Source organism: Streptomyces sp. NPDC034670, assembly GCF_055574875.1.
Map to the genome: position 1 here is coordinate 17,721 of NZ_JBVITR010000026.1, position 18,767 is coordinate 36,487.

General features: G+C 73.2%; 19 protein-coding genes and 1 pseudogene. 8 read left to right on the plus strand and 12 right to left on the minus strand.

The features are described 5' to 3' along the window. Positions 1–18: 18 nt before the first annotated feature. Together ACZ56B_RS18570 and ACZ56B_RS18575 are read left to right on the plus strand one after the other, a co-directional pair. Positions 19–645 (plus strand): LysE family transporter, encoded by a 627-nt coding sequence (locus tag ACZ56B_RS18570; RefSeq protein WP_468791154.1) that lies wholly within the window; start codon positions 19–21, stop codon positions 643–645. A 103-nt stretch (positions 646–748) separates the two neighbouring features. Continuing rightward, entirely contained in the window at positions 749–1,459 is a 711-nt protein-coding gene (locus ACZ56B_RS18575) for a hypothetical protein (protein WP_468791156.1), read from the plus strand. 120 nt (positions 1,460–1,579) lie between these two features. Here the strand turns inward: ACZ56B_RS18575 and ACZ56B_RS18580 are convergent, their stop codons facing one another. Continuing rightward, positions 1,580–2,362, minus strand: coding sequence for a sulfite exporter TauE/SafE family protein (locus ACZ56B_RS18580; protein ID WP_468791158.1), 783 nt, complete (start codon positions 2,360–2,362; stop codon positions 1,580–1,582). A gap of 233 nt (positions 2,363–2,595) precedes the next feature. On the opposite strand from ACZ56B_RS18580, the gene ACZ56B_RS18585 reads away from it, so the two are divergent. The 3 genes and pseudogenes from ACZ56B_RS18585 to nirD all read left to right on the plus strand — a co-directional run. Beyond that, entirely contained in the window at positions 2,596–3,813 is a 1,218-nt protein-coding gene (locus ACZ56B_RS18585) for an NAD(P)/FAD-dependent oxidoreductase (RefSeq protein ID WP_468791160.1), read from the plus strand. Further along, positions 3,813–6,419, plus strand: a complete 2,607-nt coding sequence (nirB, locus tag ACZ56B_RS18590; protein ID WP_468791162.1) for a nitrite reductase large subunit NirB — start codon at positions 3,813–3,815, stop codon at positions 6,417–6,419. Before ACZ56B_RS18585 ends, nirB begins: the two co-directional genes overlap by 1 nt. Next, a pseudogene (nirD, locus tag ACZ56B_RS18595) lies at positions 6,416–6,760 on the plus strand (nitrite reductase small subunit NirD); the annotation flags it as partial. The gene nirB and the pseudogene nirD, both read left to right, overlap by 4 nt. A gap of 146 nt (positions 6,761–6,906) precedes the next feature. On the opposite strand, the gene ACZ56B_RS18600 reads toward nirD, so the two are convergent. The 10 genes from ACZ56B_RS18600 to ACZ56B_RS18645 all read right to left on the minus strand — a co-directional run bounded on the left by ACZ56B_RS18600 (position 6,907) and on the right by ACZ56B_RS18645 (position 14,346). Further along, positions 6,907–7,080 carry a hypothetical protein gene (locus ACZ56B_RS18600; protein WP_468791164.1) on the minus strand — a complete coding sequence of 58 codons (174 nt, stop codon included), beginning with the start codon at positions 7,078–7,080 and terminating at the stop codon, positions 6,907–6,909. A gap of 127 nt (positions 7,081–7,207) precedes the next feature. Further along, positions 7,208–8,674 (minus strand): phytoene desaturase family protein, encoded by a 1,467-nt coding sequence (locus tag ACZ56B_RS18605; protein ID WP_468791166.1) that lies wholly within the window; start codon positions 8,672–8,674, stop codon positions 7,208–7,210. Beyond that, positions 8,671–10,386, minus strand: a complete 1,716-nt coding sequence (locus tag ACZ56B_RS18610) for an ABC transporter ATP-binding protein (protein ID WP_468791168.1) — start codon at positions 10,384–10,386, stop codon at positions 8,671–8,673. The genes ACZ56B_RS18605 and ACZ56B_RS18610 overlap by 4 nt, the downstream gene beginning before the upstream one ends. After that, complete coding sequence (locus ACZ56B_RS18615; protein ID WP_468791170.1) at positions 10,383–10,556, minus strand: hypothetical protein; 174 nt, start codon at positions 10,554–10,556, stop codon at positions 10,383–10,385. The genes ACZ56B_RS18610 and ACZ56B_RS18615 overlap by 4 nt, the downstream gene beginning before the upstream one ends. A 14-nt stretch (positions 10,557–10,570) precedes the next feature. Next, positions 10,571–11,287: a class I SAM-dependent methyltransferase gene (locus ACZ56B_RS18620; RefSeq protein ID WP_468791172.1), complete on the minus strand. Its 717-nt coding sequence runs from the start codon at positions 11,285–11,287 to the stop codon at positions 10,571–10,573. Beyond that, entirely contained in the window at positions 11,284–11,829 is a 546-nt protein-coding gene (locus ACZ56B_RS18625) for a hypothetical protein (protein WP_468791174.1), read from the minus strand. The genes ACZ56B_RS18620 and ACZ56B_RS18625 overlap by 4 nt, the downstream gene beginning before the upstream one ends. Next, positions 11,826–12,851 (minus strand): alpha/beta hydrolase, encoded by a 1,026-nt coding sequence (locus ACZ56B_RS18630; RefSeq protein WP_468791176.1) that lies wholly within the window; start codon positions 12,849–12,851, stop codon positions 11,826–11,828. The genes ACZ56B_RS18625 and ACZ56B_RS18630 overlap by 4 nt, the downstream gene beginning before the upstream one ends. Continuing rightward, on the minus strand, positions 12,848–13,684 hold the full coding sequence (locus tag ACZ56B_RS18635) for a hypothetical protein (RefSeq protein ID WP_468791178.1): 837 nt from the start codon (positions 13,682–13,684) through the stop codon (positions 12,848–12,850). Before ACZ56B_RS18635 ends, ACZ56B_RS18630 begins: the two co-directional genes overlap by 4 nt. Positions 13,685–13,775: 91 nt before the next feature. After that, positions 13,776–13,955, minus strand: coding sequence for a hypothetical protein (locus ACZ56B_RS18640; protein ID WP_468791180.1), 180 nt, complete (start codon positions 13,953–13,955; stop codon positions 13,776–13,778). 190 nt (positions 13,956–14,145) lie between these two features. After that, positions 14,146–14,346 carry a hypothetical protein gene (locus ACZ56B_RS18645; RefSeq protein ID WP_468791182.1) on the minus strand — a complete coding sequence of 67 codons (201 nt, stop codon included), beginning with the start codon at positions 14,344–14,346 and terminating at the stop codon, positions 14,146–14,148. Positions 14,347–14,905: 559 nt separating this feature from the next. On the opposite strand from ACZ56B_RS18645, the gene ACZ56B_RS18650 reads away from it, so the two are divergent. From ACZ56B_RS18650 to ACZ56B_RS18660, 3 genes are all read left to right on the plus strand, one after another. After that, complete coding sequence (locus ACZ56B_RS18650; protein WP_468791184.1) at positions 14,906–15,856, plus strand: ABC transporter ATP-binding protein; 951 nt, start codon at positions 14,906–14,908, stop codon at positions 15,854–15,856. Then, positions 15,853–16,617 carry an ABC transporter permease gene (locus ACZ56B_RS18655; RefSeq protein WP_468791186.1) on the plus strand — a complete coding sequence of 255 codons (765 nt, stop codon included), beginning with the start codon at positions 15,853–15,855 and terminating at the stop codon, positions 16,615–16,617. The genes ACZ56B_RS18650 and ACZ56B_RS18655 overlap by 4 nt, the downstream gene beginning before the upstream one ends. A 367-nt stretch (positions 16,618–16,984) precedes the next feature. After that, positions 16,985–17,422 (plus strand): excalibur calcium-binding domain-containing protein, encoded by a 438-nt coding sequence (locus ACZ56B_RS18660; RefSeq protein ID WP_468791188.1) that lies wholly within the window; start codon positions 16,985–16,987, stop codon positions 17,420–17,422. An 87-nt stretch (positions 17,423–17,509) separates the two neighbouring features. Here ACZ56B_RS18660 and ACZ56B_RS18665 read toward each other — a convergent pair whose 3' ends face one another. Next, positions 17,510–18,727: an acyltransferase family protein gene (locus ACZ56B_RS18665; RefSeq protein ID WP_468791190.1), complete on the minus strand. Its 1,218-nt coding sequence runs from the start codon at positions 18,725–18,727 to the stop codon at positions 17,510–17,512. Positions 18,728–18,767 lie beyond the last annotated feature (40 nt).

Here is an 18,767-nt window from a genome sequence, read left to right on the forward strand (position 1 = left end):
GCACGCGGGGGGCACGCGGTGACCGTGCTCCCCGCATGGAGCGCCGGCCTCGTCCTCGGTTTCCTCGTGGCCCTTCCCCTCGGCCCGATCGGACTGCTGTGCGTCCGCAGCGTCCTGCGCAACGGATTCCTGTGCGGCCTGGCCATCGGACTCGGCGCGGCCGCCGTCGACGTGCTCTACGCGGGCCTGGGCCTCGCGGGCGTCGGCAAGTTGCTGGACGTCCGGGTGCTGCGGACGGCCCTGGGGCTCGCCGGCGCCGTGGTCATGGTGTACCTGGGCTTCCGTTCCCTGCGCTCCGCCTTCGGGGCCAGGGAGGCCGTCGGGACCGAGGGCGAGGCGGTGCCGCCGATGGCGGCCTTCCGCACCGCGCTCACCGCGACGGCGGCCAACCCGGCGACGATCGGCTACTGGGCCGCGGCCTTCGCCGCGGCCACGGCGGCCGACGTCACGGGGACGTCCGCGGCGTCGCTGGGCATGCTCGTCGGCGTCGGCTGCGGGACGTTGCTGTGGTTCACCACCCTGAGCGTCGCAGTGATGCTGTTCCGACGGTGGTTCACCTCCAGGATGCTCCAGGGCGTCGACCTGCTCGCCGGCGTCGGAATCGTCTTCTTCGGCGGCGTCCTCGCCTACCGGGCCGTCGGCTGAGACCACCACCCGGGAGGCCTTCACGGCCCGGCTCCCCCCGGGTGGAGCCGGGCCGCGCCCCGTGCGCCCGGCCCCGCCATCGCGGCGAAGGAGGCTGCTGCACATGTCCGGCACCGACACGACGGGATGTGTCCACCGGGTCCTGACCGACGACGAGATGGCCGCGATCACCGCCGCGATCGACGCGGAGAGCACGGCCGGGGGACTCGTCCCGGCCACGGCACGCGCCCTCTACGCCGTGCTCGACGGCCGCCCCCGGCCGTCGACGAGCGGCGGGGACGCCCGTCACGTCCCGCCGCCGGACCGCGCCCGGTTCGCCCTTCCCGAAGCCCAGTGGCTGGCCATCGCGGAGACCTGCATCGCCCGCGCCGAGGCCTTCGGTGCCGGCGTGCACGCCGCTCTGGGACTGCACCGCGTGATGCCCGCCCGGTACGCGGATCCCGGGATCACCGCGACGTCACGCCCGCGCGAGGACAACCGGCCCCCGGTGCACGAGCTGGCGGTGACCAGGGAGGCCGCCGACGCCATCGGTGCGGCGAGCCGTCACTGCGAACGACTGGCCCGGTTCTTCGGTGCCGGCTCGGACGAGCACGTGGACGCGGTCCGTTCCTGGCAGTGCGGCCTGTCCCGGGTCTTCGCGATGGCGTTCGGCGCGCACACCCGCATCGAGCGGGCCGGCAGGCTCTCCCTCACCGTCCTGTCCGGGACGACGGGGTTCGTCTACGGGCTCCACTTCCGTCCCGACGCGGGCGGGCACGCCCCCGCCCGCCCGCCGGACGCCCCCGACCCCGGGCGCTGGATCGACGTCTTCTGAGTCCCACGCTCCCCACGCCCCCAAGGACCGGGTGACCGGTGCGGACGACCCGGCCCGCTCGTCGAGCCGTTCGTCCCGTCCCACGGGCGCCGTCCGGCCGCGTCCGGGCCGCGGGCCGCCTCAGGCCAGCCACTGCTCGTACGCCAGGTTCGCCACCAGCGCGAAGACGACCGTCAGCAGCACGACGCGCACGAAGCCGCTGCCCTTCTTCAGGGCCGTGCGGGCGCCGAGCGTGCCGCCCGCCAGGTTGAACACGGCCATCAGCGCCGCCAGCTGCCACAGCACCGCGCCCTGCCAGGCGAACGTCGCGAGGGCGCCGGCGTTGGTGCAGCAGTTGACGATCTTGGCGGTGGCGGAGGCGGTGACGAGGTCGAGGTGGAGCAGGGCGGTGAGGGCCAGGACCAGGAACGTGCCGGTGCCGGGGCCGACGAGGCCGTCGTAGAAGCCGATCCCGAGGCCGGCCAGGCCGATCGCCGCGAGGACCTGGCGGCGGGTCGCCGGGCCGGTGGCGGGGGCCGTGCCGAAGGCGGGGCGCAGGATGACGAAGGCGGCCACGGCGAGCAGCACCACCATGATCACCGGTTTGAGGACCTCGGTGCTCATCCCGGCCGCGAAGAAGGCCCCGCCCGAGGACCCGGCGAGGGCGGCCAGTCCGATGCGCACGGCCGTCCTCACGTCGACCGGTGCCCTGCGGGCGTAGGTGACCGCCGCGCCCGTGGTGCCGACGATGGCGACCGCCTTGTTGGTGCCCAGGGCGTGCGCGGCCGGGGTGCCGGCGGGGAGCCCCAGCAGCAGGGCCGGCAGGAGCAGCAGCCCGCCGCCGCCGACCACCGCGTCGATCCAGCCGGCGGCGAGGGCCGCGAGGCAGAGCAGGACGACCACGGTCAGCGAGATGTCGGGCATGGCCGCGACCCTAGGGAGCAGATAGTTGCGGCGTCCATCGAAATGAGCGTTTCCTGAGGTTGACCCTGCTCACACCCGCCGCGGACCGGGTGCCGCGCGCCCCCGCGTCCGCTCCCCGCCCCCGCGTCCGCTCCCCGTCCTCACATCCGCTCCCCGCCCCCGCTGAGGGCGGCGTTCCGCGCGGGAAACAGCGGGGACGCCACCGGGTAACACCCGCACCGCACGCTCGGGGCATGACCTCGAACGAGCGCGTGGTGGTGATCGGCTCCGGCCTCGCGGGCGCACGTCTGGCCCGGCGGCTCGGCGAACTCGGCACGCCCGTGACGCTGATCGGCGAGGAGCGGCACCGCCCCTACAACCGGGTGCTGCTCGCCGAGGTGCTGGCCGGGCGGTACGGCCCCGAGGTGATCGCCCTGCCGGCGCCCGCGGAGCTGACCCGCGCCCGGGTCACCGGCATCGACCGCGCCGGGCGGACCGTGGTCTGCGCGGACGGTTCGGTGACCGCGTACGACCGGCTCGTCCTGGCCACCGGCTCCCGCCCCGTGCTGCCGCCGCTGCGCGGCCTGTTCACCGGGGACCGCCGGCTGCCCGGGGGCGTGCACGCCTTCCGCACCCTGGACGACTGCCTGGGCCTGGCCCGCGCGGTGCGGCCGGGCGTGCGGGCGGTCGTGATCGGCGGCGGGCTGCTCGGGGTCTCCGCGGCCCGCGCCCTCGCCGTGCGCGGCGCCCGGGTCGTCCTCGCCCAGCAGTCCGAGCGGCTCGTGGAGCGCCGGCTCGACCCGGCCGCCTCCGCACTCGTCGAGCGGTACCTGGCCTCCCTCGGCGTGGAGGTGCACACCGCCTGCCGGGTGCGGGACGTGCGCTGCGCCGCCGGCGCCGTCCGCTCGGTGGAGCTGGCCGACGGGTACGTCCTCGACACCGACCTCGTGGTCCTGGCCTGCGGGGTGCTCCCGAGGGCCGGGCTCGCGCGGGCCGCCGGGCTCGAGGTCCGCGAGGGCGTCGTCGTCGACGACGGGCTGCGCACCTCCGACCCGTACGTCCACGCCGTCGGCGACTGCGCCCAGCACGCCGGCACGGTGTACGGGCTCGCCGCCCCGGCGCTGGAGCAGGCCGACGCGCTCGCCGCGCTGCTCGCCGGGGACACGGGCGCCCGCTACACCGGCACCCGCTCGCTGACCCGGCTCACCCTCACCGGGCCGGACAGCCCCTTCGACCTGGCCGCGTTCGGCGAGCCCGAGGCGCTGCCGGGCGACGACGTCGTCCGGCTCGCCGACGCCACCCGGGGCACCTACCGCAAGGTCGTCGTGCGCGACGACCGCCTGGTCGGCGGGGTCCTCGTCGGCGCCCTCGGCACCGTCGGCGCCCTCGCCCGCGCCTGGGAGGGGGCGGAGCCGCTCCCCGCCGACGGCGGCCCGCTGTTCCACCTGCTCACCAACGACGGAGGCTCCTGATGACCGCCGCCCCCGGGGCATCCCCCACCCTCGTGCTCGTCGGCCACGGCATGGTCGGCCAGCGTTTCCTCCAGGCGCTCGCCGAGCGCGGCCTGACCGCCACGCACCGCGTGGTGGTGCTGGGCGAGGAGTCGCGCCCGGCCTACGACCGGGTGCAGCTCACCTCGTACTTCTCGGGGCGGACGCCCGAGGACCTGTCGCTGACGGACCCGGCGTTCCTCGAGGAGCACGGCATCGAACTGCGCGTCGGCGACCCGGCGGTGTCCGTCGACCGGACGGCGCGCACGGTGACCGCGCGGTCGGGGCTGGTCGTCGGCTACGACGTGCTGGTCCTGGCCACCGGCTCCTCCCCGTTCGTGCCGCCGGTGCCGGGCAGGGACGCCGAGGGCTGCTTCGTCTACCGCACGCTGGAGGACCTGTTCGCGATCGAGGAGCACGCGAAGCGGTCGACGACCGGCACGGTGGTCGGCGGCGGTCTGCTGGGCCTGGAGGCGGCCGGCGCGCTCAAGGGCCTCGGGCTCGACACGCACATCGTGGAGTTCGCGCCGCGCCTGATGCCGGTGCAGGTCGACGAGGGCGGCGGGGCCGCGCTGCGGCGCACCGTCGAGGGCATGGGCCTGTCCGTCCACACGGGCGTCGGCACGCGGGAGATCGTGGTCGGCGAGGACGGCGCCGTCACCGGCATGAAGCTGTCCGACGGCTCCGAACTCGCCACCGGCCTGGTGGTGTTCTCCGCCGGTGTCCGCCCCCGCGACCAGCTCGCCCGCGACTGCGGCCTGACCGTCGGCGAGCGCGGCGGCATCGCGGTCGACGAGCGGTGCCGCACGGTCGACGACCCGCGCGTGTTCGCGATCGGCGAGTGCGCGCTGGCCGCCGACGGCCGGGTGTACGGCCTGGTCGCGCCCGGTTACGAGCAGGCGGAGACGGCCGCCGCGGCGATCGCCGGGGACGAGGCCGCCTTCACCGGCGCGGACCTGTCGACCAAGCTGAAGCTGCTCGGCGTGGACGTGGCGTCCTTCGGCGACGCGCACGGCACCACCGGGGACTGCCTGGACGTCGTGTACTCCGACTCGCGTTCCGGCCTCTACAAGAAGCTGGTGGTCGGCCGGGACGGCACCCTGCTCGGCGGCGTCCTGGTCGGTGACGCGGAGGCGTACGGCACGCTGCGCGCGTTCACCGGCTCGGTGCCGCCCGTCGCCCCGGAGGCACTGGTGCTGCCCGCCGGCGCCGGGGCCCCGGCCCGGCTCGGCCCGTCCGCGCTGCCCGACGACGCGGTGGTCTGCTCCTGCCACAACGTCACCAAGGGCACGGTCCGGGCCGCGGTCGCCGACCACGCGTGCACCACCGTGCCCGAGGTGAAGAAGTGCACCGGGGCCGGTACCGGCTGCGGCAGTTGCGTCAAGGTGCTGGGCCGGTTGCTCGACGCCGAGCTGGAGGCGAGCGGCGTCGAGGTCGGCAAGGGCCTGTGCGGCTGCTTCCCGCAGACCCGCGAGGAGCTGTACGAGATCGTGCGCGTCCTGCGCGTCACCTCGTACCGGGACCTGCTGGACCGTCACGGCCGTGAGGCCGCGCGGGGCGGTGACGGCTGCGAGGTCTGCAAGCCGGCGGTCGGCTCGGTCCTCGCCTCCCTCGCCCCCGTGATCGGCGCGAGCACCTACGTCCTCGACGGCGAGCAGGCGGCGCTGCAGGACACCAACGACCACTTCCTGGCCAACCTGCAGAGGAACGGCTCGTACTCGGTGGTGCCCCGCATCCCCGGCGGCGAGATCGCCCCGGAGAAGCTGATCGTGATCGGCGAGATCGCCCGCGACTTCGGCCTCTACACCAAGATCACCGGTGGTCAGCGCATCGACATGTTCGGTGCCCGCGTCGAACAGCTCCCCCGCATCTGGGCCCGTCTGGTCGACGCCGGCTTCGAGTCCGGCCACGCCTACGGCAAGTCGCTGCGCACGGTGAAGTCCTGCGTGGGGCGGACCTGGTGCCGCTACGGCGTGCAGGACTCCGTGCGCATGGCGATCGACCTGGAGCTGCGCTACCGGGGCCTGCGCTCGCCGCACAAGCTGAAGTCGGCGGTCTCCGGCTGCCAGCGCGAGTGCGCCGAGGCCCGGTCGAAGGACTTCGGCGTCATCGCCACCGCGGGCGGCTGGAACCTCTACGTCGGCGGCAACGGCGGCGCCGTCCCGCGCCACGCGGACCTGCTCGCCCAGGACCTCTCCGACGCCGCACTGGTCCGCCTGATCGACCGGTTCCTGATGTTCTACGTCCGCACCGCCGACCGCCTGGAGCGCACCAGCGTCTGGCTGGAGCGGATCCCCGGCGGCCTGGACCACGTACGGGACGTGGTCGTCCACGACTCGCTCGGCATCTGCGACGAGCTGGAGGCCCTGATGGCCGCCCACGTCTCCCACTACCGCGACGAGTGGGCCGAGACCGTCGAGGATCCGGAGAAGCTGGCCCGCTTCGTGTCCTTCGTGAACGCGCCCGACACCCCCGACCCGGTCGTCGCCTTCGTGCCCGAGCGCGACCAGATGAAGCCCGACCTGCCGCTGCTGGACATCGGCCCGCGGCCCGCCGACGACATCCTGGAAGGAAGCGCCCCGCGATGACCCTGGCCCCGGAGACCACCGGTCCGAAGGTCCGGCTCCGCCTGGCGGACGGCTGGCTCACGGTCTGCGACCTGAGCGCGCTGCTCCCGGGCCGCGGGGTGGCGGCCCTGCTGCCCGACGGCCGCCAGGCGGCCGTCTTCGCCGACCGCGCCGGCCGCCTCTACGCCCTCGACAACCGCGACCCCTTCACCGGCGCGGCGGTCCTCTCCCGCGGTCTGACCGGCACCCACCGGGGCCGCCCCTTCGTCGCCTCCCCGCTGCTCAAGCAGCGCTTCGACCTGGAGTCGGGACAGTGCCTGGACGACGAGGCGGTGCGGGTGGCGGTGTACCGGGTGGAGGCGGTCCGCCCCGGCGGGACGGGACCGGCGGCGGCCCGGCCGGACCGGTCCGCCCCGCCGGGGCCGCACCGCCCGCGCCGGAACGCCGCGGGGCCGGCCGCCGGCCCGTGACCGGGCGCCGGGGACCGACCCCGCGCGGGGCCCCGCGGTCAGCCGTCGGCGCGCTCCTCGGCGAGGACCTGCTGCCGCAGCTCCACCAGCGCCCGCAGCGCGTGGCTGTACATGTGGAGGCTCTTGTCGCTGTGCGTGTCGATGGCCGTCTTGACCTCCTTGAAGGTCTTGGCGATGACCTCGTCCAGGGTGTCCTTGTCGATGCCGTTCACGCTGTTTCCCCTTTCGGTGTGGGTGGAGACTGGTCGGTCCGCTGGTCGGGCCGCCAGGTGGTGCCCTGCCGCAAGCGCAGGAGTCGGTGGCCGGATCCGCCGCACCCGGCGGCCGGTCCGGCGGCGGTCAGCCGACGGGGCCGGCGCCGACGGGCGCCGGAGCCAGGTCGGGCGGGGTGCGCAGGCCGTGGTGGGTGCGCAGCGCGGACCGGGCCGCCAGGTATCCGCACATGCCGTGCACGGACGGCCCCGGAGGCGTGGCCGACGAGCACAGGTAGACCCCGGGGAGCGGCGTCCGGTACGGGTCCCAGCGCGCCACCGGCCGGGCGAGCGCCTGGCGCAGCGTCATCGCGCCGGAGGCGATGTCGCCCCCCACGTAGTTCGGGTTGTACGTCTCGTACCGGGCCGCCGAGATCCCCCGGGAGGCGATGACCGTGTCGCCGAACCCCGGCGCGTACTCCTCGATGCGCCGGCGGATCAGGTCGGTGGGGTCACGGGTGTCGCCGTGGGGCACGTGGGCGTACGCCCACACGGGCCGTCTGCCGCCGGACGCGCGGGACGGGTCGGTGACCGCCGGGTCGACGACGAGCACGAAGGGGTCGGCGACCCGGTCGCCCGCGGCGGTGGCCGCCTCCTGCCGGACGATGTCGTCGTGGGTTCCCCCGAGATGCACCGTACCGGCCTGCCCCACAAGAGAGTCGGCCCAGGGGATGGGCTCGCTGACGAGGAAGTCGGCCTTCGCCGCTCCCGGTCCGTACCGGTAGCGGCGCAGGGCGCGTCCGTACCGGGAGGGTATCCGCCGGCCGGCGATGGAGAGGAACTCCTTGGGGCTGACGTCGAGCATGACGAGGGGGACGCCGCCGAGTTCGGCCAGGTCCCGGACGTGGTGACCGGTGTGGAAGACGCCGCCGTGCGCGGTGATGTCGGCGGCCATGGCGTCGGCGATGCGGGCGCTTCCCCCCTCCGGGAGGGGCCAGCCACTGCTGTGGGCGGTGTGGGACAGGAGCATGGCGACCGCCGCCGAGGCCAGCGAGGGGAGCTTCCCCACGGCGTGCGCGGCCACCCCGGTCAGCAGCGCCCGCGCCGCTTCGGTGGTGAAGGGCGTGCGGGCCCTGCCGTGGGCCAGGACCCGCGACGCGAGCAGCGCCGCGGCGGCCGGGTCCCCGGGCAGGGCCCGCTGGTGGGACAGCACCAGGTCGACGACCGCGCCGGAGCGGGCGACCAGCGGTGCCATGAGCCGGGTCCAGCGGGGCCCGTCCGCGCCCAGGCCCTCGGCGGTGCGGGCGAGGTCGCGCCAGGCGACCGCGGCCCCGCCCCCGGGCAGGGGGTGTGCGTAGGGCATGTCCGGCTGCAGGAGTTCCACTCCCCTGGCCCGCAGGTCGAACCGGCGGAAGAACGGCGAGGCGGCCGCCATCGGGTGGACGGCGGAACAGACGTCGTGCCGGACGTCGCTGTCGAACAGCGACGTGGTGCGCAGACCGCCGCCGATGGTGTCGGCCTTCTCGAAGAGGGCGACCCGGAGCCCGGCCCTGGCGAGGGTCACCGCGGCGGCGAGCCCGTTGGGCCCGGTGCCGACGATCGCCGCGTCGGTCACGAAGCGGCTCCGGCGGGGGCGAGTTGCTGCCTGACCAGCCGCTGGTAGGTGGTGTCGGAGTCCATCAGTTCGGCGTGGGTGCCGCGGGCACGCAGGCGCCCCTCCTCGAGGACGAGGATCTGGTCGGCGCCGATGGTGGTCGACAGGCGGTGCGCGATGGTGAGGACCTGGCAGCGGGTGCCGATGGTGGCGAGCGCGTCCCGCAGGGCGGTCTCCGAGTCGGAGTCCAGGTTCGAGGTGGCCTCGTCGAGGAGGAGCACCTCGGGTTCGGCGAGCAGGGCGCGGGCGATGGCCAGTCGCTGGCGCTGCCCGCCGGACAGGCCGATGCCGCCCTCGCCGAGTTCGGTGTCGAGGCCGTCGGGCAGGGCCGCGATCACCTCGGTGAGGTGGGCCGCCTCCACCGCTCGCGCGATGTCGTCGGGGGTGGCGTCGGGCTGGGCGTAGACGAGGTTGTCCCGCACGGTGCCGCGCATCAGCGGGGCGTCCTGCTCGACCAGGCCGATGCGGCCCCGGAGGTCGGCGAGCGGCACGGTGGTGACGTCGCCGCCCGCGACGCGGATCGTGCCCCGGTCGGGTGCGTGGAAGCGTTCGATGAGCTGGAACAGCGTGGTCTTGCCGGCGCCGGACGGGCCGACGATCGCGGTCACGCCGACCGCGGGCAGGGAGAACGAGACGTCCTGCACGGCGGGCACCGGGTGCTGGTCGTAGGTGAACGTGACCCGGTCGAACTCGATGGCGGGTGCGGAGTCGTCGAAGGCGTCGGCGGCTCCCCCGGTGGTCTCCTGCTCGATCGCGGCCAGCTCCTGCACCCGGTCGATGGCGGCCCTGCCCTGCTGGAACTCCCCGAGCGCCATGAAGAGCATCACCAGCGGGGACACCAGGTAGAACAGGTACATGATGAACGCGGTGAGGTCCTCGATGGGCAGGGCCCCGGTGGCGGTCCGGGCCATGCCCCAGGTGATGACCACGGCGAGGGAGACCTGGGTGCCGACGTTCATGGCGGGCATGAGCATGGCCGACAGCCGCGTCACCCGGACGCCGCTGCCGCACGCGGCGCCGGCGAGCGCTCCGAGGCGCTCGGCCTCCCGCTGCTCGGCGCGGGAGGCCTTGACCGTCGTCAGGGCGCCGAGGACCCGCAGCAGCCCGGAGCCGAAGTCACTGGTGTCCTCCCGGTTGGCCACGGCCGCCCTGCGGACGGCCCGGGCCAGTCCGAGGGCCACCGCGGAGGCCGTCGCCAGGCAGCCCGCGGTGACCAGGAGCATCCGCCAGTCGATCCACGCCATGACGGCGACGCAGCCCACGCTGGTGAATCCCGCGGTGATGATCTGGGCCACGGACGACGACAGGGCGACCCGGGCGAGGGAGGTGTCGGCGACGGTGCGGGTGAACACGTCGCCGTGCTCGAGTTCGTTGAAGGCCCTGATCCGGGAGTGGAGCAGTCGCCCGGTGAGCGTGGTGCGCATGTCCAGGACGATGTTCTCGCCCGCGCGGCCGATCAGGTAGAAGTGGGTCGCCGCCAGCAGGGCGTCGGCGGCGAAGAGCGCGGCGATGAGCGCGATCGGCCCGCTCACGGACTCGTCCAGCGCGACCGCTTCGATCAGGTCGCCGATGAGGAGCGGCTGCAGGAGGGTGGCGGCCGTGCCCAGCAGGCCGAGGAGGATGCCGACGCCCAGCAGCAGTCGCTGGCCGCGCACGATCACGGAAATGTTCATGACCTGCCCTTACCGATGACGATCGCGATCATCGCGGCGACGCAGGCGGCGAAGACCAGGCTCAGGGTCCACGAGCGGGCCGGTTCGCCGCCGCCCCGGAACATCATGAGCATGCCCGGCAACACGAGGGCGAAGGTGAGGACGAACCACGTCACACGACTTGCTGTCAACACTGCCGGCCTTCCTAGTGGGTGTGGTGGGCGACGTACCAGTCGTAGGGCTGGGACGCCTCGGCCGGGTACACGCGGTCGACGGCGAATCCGGCCTCGGCCAGGCACTTCTCGACGTCCTCGCGCTCGATCAGGAGCACCTGCTCGCTGAACTTCACCGCCGACTCGCCGTCCGCCTCGACCAGGGTGTCCATGGTGAGGACGTCCCCGTCGAGGACGACGGTGAAGGTGGTGGTCCCGCCGTGGTGCGGCATGGGGACCGTGACCGTGTGCACGTCCACCAGGGGCAGGTACGCGGCGGTCGCGTAGTACTCCAGGGACAGGGTCCCGCCCGGCTCGAGCACGTCCCGGACGTGTCCGAGCGCGGTCGTGAGCTCCTGGCGGGAGCGTACGCAGGCGAGCGAGCCCATGGTGGAGTACGCCGTGTCGAAACGGCCGGAGAGCGGCAGGGGCCGGCGGAAGTCGGCCTCCACCAGGGACATGTTCTCCGGGACGTCCTTGGCGCGGAGCCTGTCCAGCATCGCCCGGGAGTTGTCCATGCCGACCACCTCGCGGGCCAGCCGCGCCACCGGGAGGGCCACGCGGCCGGTGCCCACGCCGATCTCCAGCACGCGTGCTCCGGTGACGTGCGGACGGAGCCGTTCGACGGCCTCCTCCAGGGGCATCGCGGGGGCTATCAGGGAGTCGTAGACGGATGCGACGGCGGTGCCGTACTGCACGTCGAGGGTCACGGGTTCACCTCTTCGTAGTCGAAGACCAGGTCGTACTTGGGGTCTTCGCTGTGGTCGAAGCCGGAGTAGCGCACGAGCATGACCTGGAACAGGGGGAAGCCCGGTTCGGGGGTCAGGCGTGCCCGGACGAATTCGTTGACGAGCCGGTAGGCCGACTTCTTGGCCTCCTCGTGCAGCGGGGTCATCGCGCCCGGGTTGTGCACGAGGGTCGAGGCGACGTCGAAGATGGCCTTCTCGATCCGGCGGCCGGGGAACCAGAAGGCGTGCACCAGCCTGCGGGGGGCGATCTGGTACACCTCCCGCCACGGGGTGTGCTCCGTCTTGTCCGCGCTGGCGAGCCGGTACAGGAAGTGCTGGTCCTCCACCGCGGGGGTGGGGGCGAAGAAACGCCAGTTGGGGATCACGATCCCGGTGCCGGTCCGGTCCGCCTTGCGGATCTTGTCGAAGCCGCGGTCGGGGTGCTGGGACAGCACCGACGCCACGAACCAGCCGGCGAGCACCGCGGGAACCGCGCGCTCCATCACCGTCGCGGTCCTGCTCACGCTGCCTCCTCGGGCTGTCGCCGGTCCTCGTCGTGCGGGCGTTCGGTGATGTCCGCCAGGGCCTCCTCGATCGTCCGCGCGGTGAGCGGGGCGTGCGCGGTGCCGCCGGTGATCGACAGGTGGGTGGATCCGGGGACCGTGACGATCCGGCCGCCCGTCCCCGAGGCGATGTACTCCTTGTACAGCTGCTCGTGCTCGGGGGTCTGCTGCAGCGTGGACTCCGCGGCCACCACCCAGACGGGCACGTGCAGCGTGTCCAGGGGCCGGCCCCCGTCGAGCATGAACGCGTAGGAGTAGTCCCATTCGCGCCGCGCGGTGTACCAGGTCGAGGTGGCCGAGCCCTCGAGCCGCAGGGTGCGGTAGTACGGGCTGCCCTCGGCGTAGGCGAACAGGCCCTTCTTGTCGATCAGCAGGCCGGCGCCGAAGGCCGCCGACCACGGGCCCAGTTTCATCGTCAGGTTGACGCCCCGGGAGCCTTCGCGCTGCTTGCGGGAGTGCAGCAGCTCGCCCGGGTGGGTCGGGTCGACGAGGATCAGGCCGTGGACCCGGCCGCCGGCGGCCGCCGCCGCACGGTGGGCGAGGTAGCCGCCGAGGGAGTGCCCCGCCAGCACGCACGGCCCGTCGGTCCCCACGCCCTCCTCGATGATCTCCAGCAGATCGTTCACGGACTCGTTGAGCGAGTAGTCCTCCGGGCAGCGGCGCAGGGAAGCGCGGTACCCGGCGCGGTCGTACAGCAGCACGGAGACGGAGGGGTCGAGGTGGTCGGCCACCAGGAGCCACGCGGCCGAGGTGTTCATGAGGCCGGCCTCGAGGACCAGGGTCGGTCCTCCGGCCGTGCCGCGCCGCACGTGGTAGGTGACGATGTTCCCGCTCCGGCAGCGCCGCCGGCGCTGCTCGAAACCCGCGTGCCCCCGGCGGGAGGCGAGGTTGGCGTAGCTCCGGTGGAGCAGGCCCGCGGCCAGGCACGCCGCCAGGCCGGCCGTCGTGAGCTTCGGGAAGGTCATCGCGGTGCGCGGGTTCACGCCGCCTCCCCGGTGCCCTTGGCGAGCGCCCGCACGGACGGGTACGTCGACACGAACGCCCAGGCGAAGCGGGACAGCCCCATGAACCGGGCGTTCGCCAGGTGGAAGGCGCCCATCGCCAGAAGGCCGGCGTCGATGTACTTGCCCTTCCGCAGGAGCAGCAGGGGGAAGCCGCACTCCAGGGCGAGAACCGCGTGGCAGACGGCGCGGGACGCCGCCGGGTACCGGTCGAGCTGCTTGAAGAACCACTCGTCGCCGTAGGTCTGCGTGCGCATGATCTTCACCAGCGCGTCGCCCGAACGCCAGGCGTCGCCGGGGAGTTTGGCCCATCCCGACGCTCCGTAGGACAGCACCGTCTGGGCGCCGATGAACTGCACGGCGGCGCTGCGGGTGGCGTCCGTGCCGCCCGCGCGGCCGAGCGCGGCGGCGGTCTGCACCAGGAACGAGACCTGGTCGGAGCCGTCGGTGCCGAAGAGGTGCCGGGGGTACACGAGGATCTGACTGCCCGCCAGGTAGGCGTTGGCCGCCATCCGCACCTTGTTGCTCTTCACCGGTGAGATGAGCACGGCCGCGGCCAGGGCGCGGGAGCCGTGCAGGGCCTGGGTGACCGGTTCACGGGCGATGAAGTCCCTGACCGCCTGCATCGCCCTGCTCTTGGCGGGGACCTGGGCCCTCGTGTGGGTCCAGTCGTTCAGTCCGCCCGGCTCCCGGTCGGTCCTGCGCACCATGTACTCGAGACTGGACAGCAGATGTGTGGCGGCGGAGAGCCGCTCGGCGGTGGTGAGAGGCCTGGCGCATGCCGACTCGGCCACCTTGCGGAGACGTGACAACATGATCTGTTCCTGATCGCTTGGCTGTTGCGGTGGCGGAGACAAGGAAAGGGCGGGGAGCCCCGGACAAGCAGGACTCCCCGCCCGCGCCCGATTACTTCTGGGCGTTCGCCACCGCGACGCCGATGCCGGCGGCGGCCGTGAGGATGGCGGACGCCTTGGCGCCGGCCACGACGCCGGCCACGAAGGCGGCCGGGGTGGCCATGACCGGAGCGACCGGACCCTCGGTCATCCGACCGGCACCCGCGTTGACCTTGTCGACGAGCACGGACATTGTGTTTCCTCCGTTGATCTGGTAGGTGGGACGAGGGCCGGTTCTGGCAGGCACCATCACTGCCTGCCAGAACCGGGTTCTCCTGGTGCGGCCCGGACGACGGGCCGCGGGTGGTGCACGGCGCGGTCACGGTCTCTCACCGGGCGCCGGGAACTCCCTCCCGGGACGCGGGAGGCGGTGGCCGTCGGCGTCAGCCGGTGGCGACCTTGTAGGCCACGTAGGCCGCACCGGTCACGGCGCCGGCGCCGATCACGGCACCGGCGGCCTTGGCGATGACGGGCGTCGCGATCAGCGCCGGGGTGGCCATCACGGGGGCCGCTCCGCCGGCGGGGGCTCCCTGCTCCAGCATCCCCGCGAGCGACGTGTTGGCGTTCACCTTTTCGACGAGCATGATTTCCTCTCCACAAATTGCCGGACCGCGGAAAACCCCGTTGCGCTGCACAAACGGAGTGACGCGCGAGGAATTCCTTGGCCCAGGATCAACCGACTGCGCCACCACCTGCGGCGGTGCGCTCCAACAGGTTTTCTGCACACAGGGCAAGCCCCATGAAGACGCAAAGAAGGATTAAAGAAGTGTGACGAGCAGGCTTGGCGCATAAATGGCCGATACCGCCCGCCGTGATCCCCGTACCCCGTTCAACGCCCCCAACAGTGCACTGGCCAACGACACTTGGCCGCCCTGTGCGAGCAAGAAGCTAACTCAGCCCCGGGGGCGAGTCAAGGCTTGATCACACCACGTGAAGACACCGATTTTCGGCGAGGATCACCCACAATGTCCGACATGATCAAGCCTAAGAGCAGGTAAAGCGAGTGGAAGCTCAAAGGAACCTCAAATCACTGCCTCCGGTTCGCTCAAAATTAATTGTGAAATCCTTTCCGCCCTTCACTCGGCGGGGCTGTGCGTGCCAGGATCTTCGTCGCGTCAGCCCACACTCAAGGGAGAGCGAGACATGCCGGATGCGGAAACCAGTCGCATCGACGTCCAGGACGTCTGGCGCCGGTACGGGCGCGGGAGGAGTGCCTTCGACGCCGTCTGCGGTGTCAGTTTCACCGTCGAGGAGGGCGAGCTCTTCGCCCTCCTCGGCACCAACGGGGCCGGCAAGACCTCCACCGTCGAACTCCTGGAAGGGCTGGCCGCGCCGCACCGCGGGCGCATCCGCCTGTTCGGCTCCCTCGACCCGGTCGCCGACCGCGCCCGGATCCGTCCCCGCAGCGGTGCGATGCTGCAGGAGGGCGGGTTCATCTCCCATCTGACCGTGCGCGAGACGGTGCAGATGTGGGCCGAGCTCACCGCCGAGCCGCGCCCCGTCGAACGGGCCCTGGAACTCACCGGCCTGTCCCGGCGCGCCGAGGTGATGGTGCAGAACCTCTCCGGCGGTGAGCGGCGGCGGCTGGACCTGGCCGTCGCCACGCTCTCGAGCCCCGACCTGCTGTTCCTCGACGAACCCACCGCGGGCATGGACGCCGAGGGCCGCCGTGCCACCTGGCAGCTGATCCGCGAGCTCCGGCAGCAGGGGACGACGATCCTGCTCACGACGCACTACCTGGAGGAGGCCGAGTCCCTCGCCGACCGGCTGGCGATCATGCACCGCGGGCGCATCGCGGCCTCGGGCACGGTCGCGCAGATCGTGGCCGACCATCCGTCCACGCTGTCGTTCGGGCTGGCCGGCCGGTCGGTGCACGACCTGCCCGTCAGCGGGACGGGAGTGGTGCGGGAACCCGGCGGACGGGTGACCGTCACCACCGGGCAGCTGCAGAAGGACGCCGCCCGCCTCCTCGCCTGGGCCGAGGAGCACGACGTGACCCTCGACCGGTTCACCGCACGGCCCGCCTCCCTGGAGGAGGCCTTCATCAGCATCGCCGGCGCCGACGGCACCCAGCGACAGGAGCACGCGGCATGAGCAACCCCGCCCTGCGGCACACGAGCACCCTGTTCCGGATCGAGTGGAAGCTGTTCCACCGCATCAAGTCCAACTACGTCTTCGTGCTCCTCGTCCCGGTCATGCTCCTGATGGCCATGAAGTTCGTGCAGGACCAGATGGACCTCGCCCGGCACGGAGTCGCGTTCGGCCCCTCGATGGTGTCCACCGCCACCGGGATCCTCCTGATCTTCTCCCTGTACTCCTCCGTCACCGGCCTGTACGTCGCGCGGCGGGACGAGCTCGTCCTCAAGCGGCTGCGGACCGGAGAGGTGTCCGACCCGGTGATCCTCGCCGGCGGCGCCTCCATGTACGCCACGGTCTGCACGGTGCAGATCGTCACGGTGGCGGTGGTGCTGTCGGTGATGTTCGGCGCGGCCCCCCGCCACCCGCTCGTCGCGGTCGCCGGGCTGGTGACCGGCATCGCGCTGATGACGGCGATGGCGGCCGCCACGGCGGCGCTGTGCCGCACCGTGGAGTCGGTCCTGGTCGCCACGCTCCCGGCGCTCTTCGTCCTGCCGATGATCTCCGGGATCTACATCCCCCGCGAGGTGCTGCCGGACGCGCTGGGCGAGGCGCTGCTCCTCGCGCCGCTGTCCTCCACGATCGACCTCGTGCGGTCGGGCTGGACCGGGGAGCTGTCCGCGGGCGCGGCGCTGGCCAGGGGCGCGCTCGCCGTCGTCTGGACCGGCGTCTTCGCCTGGATCGCGGCCCGCCGCTTCCGGTGGGAGCCGCGCACCTGAGCGGCCCCCGCGGCCCCTCACGGCCGGCCCCGCCGGCGCCGGTCCCCCGCGCGGCGGTGGCGGCGGCCGCCGGCGGGGGACGGGCGGGAGTCCGCCGGGCGGCGTCGCCCACGCGGTGCGGGCGGCGTCGCCCACGAGGCGAGGGAACCGCTCCGGGTCGCGGCGGAACGGCGGTCGGACGACGACGGCGGCGGCGGAACCGTCGGTAACGGAACGGTGACGACGGGGGAGGTAGCGGAGAGCCACCCCGCGATCACGTCACGTTTTCATCACAAGCCCCCCGCGCTATCGCCACAGGGCGAACCCCTCAGTAGCTTCTTGATCTCAAACGAGCACCCGCACACGCACCTGATCTGGGGGCCTCTCCATGAACCCGCTCCGCACGCCGTCCGCCACGGCCCTCGCCGCCCTCGCCCTGGCCGTCCTGCCCGCCACCGCCGCCGTGGCCCACGACGGCGAGCACCCGTTCAAGAACTGCACCGAGGCGTACGCCAACGGGTACGAGAGCATCTCCCAGGGCGACGACCACTACGGCGAGCACCTGGACCGCGACGGCGACGGCATCGGCTGCGACCAGCCGCCCGCGGACTTCACCCCGCACGACAACGAGAACATCGACACCGACACCGGGACGGAGGCGGGCGCCGAGAACAGCGGCTCCGACACCGGCGAGCGGGAGAAGGGCACGGACCTCGCCGAGACCGGCGGCAGCAACACCACCCTGTACCTCGCGACCGGCGGCGCCGCCGTGCTCCTCGCGGGCGGCGTGACGCTCGCGGTGCGCCGGCGCCGCGCCTCCCACTGACCCCGCGCCGGGACACGGGCGGGGGCGGCACCCCCGCACGGGTGCCGCCCCGTTCCCCGTGATGCGGAGCCGTTGCCGTCCGTCCGCTCAGCGGCGGCGCGGGGCCGGCGGCTTCAGGCCGAACTCGGCGCTGCTCAGCCGGCGCCGCACGGCCACCGCGATCGGGCGCTCGACGAACCGCTGCACGACGTACGACAGGACGACCAGGCCCGTCACCGTGAGCCCGACCAGCACCCACGGGTCGACCCGGTCCCCGTACCGGTGCGCGACGGTCACGCCGATCACGTTGTGCAGCAGGTACAGCGGGAAGGTCAGCGTGCCCGCCACCGTCAGCCAGCGCCAGCGGATCCGGCTGGTCCAGCCGAGCGCGATGGCGGCGATCAGCAGGAAGAACACCGTGGTCACCAGGATCGGCCAGCCGCGCCACGGCGCCCAGGCGTCCCAGTCGTTGCGGCCGCCGTGGGGTGTCAGCAGGAAGTGCTGGGCCAGCAGCCACGACATGACCACGATGCCCCACAGCAGCGGCGTCGAACGGAAACGGTGGACGAGGTGGAACGCCATGCCCGCGATGAAGTAGGGGGCGGACACCGGGTTGGCCAGCAGCGTGAGCAGCGGCAGGTCGGCCGTCGGCGCCAGCACCGCCGCGATCGTCCACAGCCCGCAGAAGATCACCACGCGCCGGTAGGTGAGGCCCTTCCACACCACGACCGCGAAGGTGAGGTAGAAGCAGAGCTCCGGCCACAGCGTCCAGTACACCGAGTCCAGGTTGTCCACGCCGAGCGGGGTCTGCAGCATCGTGAGGTTGGCGAACAGCATCTGCGGGTGGGGGTTCCCGAACGGGGTGTCGAGCAGGTAGATGACGCTGGCCGACACCGCGATCGCCACCCAGTACATCGGGTAGAGGCGGGTCACGCGGGAGATGAAGAAGTCCCGCGGGGTGCGTCCCCACGCGCTCATGCAGATGACGAAACCGCTGATCAGGAAGAACAGGTCCACGCCCAGCCGGCCGAAGGCGAAGTAGGCGTTCGCCTCGGGGAAGACCTCCTGGTAGGGGCGGCCCCAGATGAACTGCATCGTCCCGGGGGTCTGGCCGACGAAGTGGAAGAGCGCCACGGCCAGCGCCGCGAGGAACCGCAGCCCGTCCAGCGCGGCCAGCCGGTCGCCGCGGGCGGCCGGTGGGGCCGCGGCGCCCGTCCGCAGCACGAGGACGGGACGCGACGGCACTTCGGGCGACATCACGCCCCCGGCCGTCCGGCCCCCGGCCTCGCCGGCCGCCGCCGATGCCGCCTGCTCCGTCCGCTCCATACCCACCGCTTCCGTGCCTCGGGCTCCGACAGGACCGGAC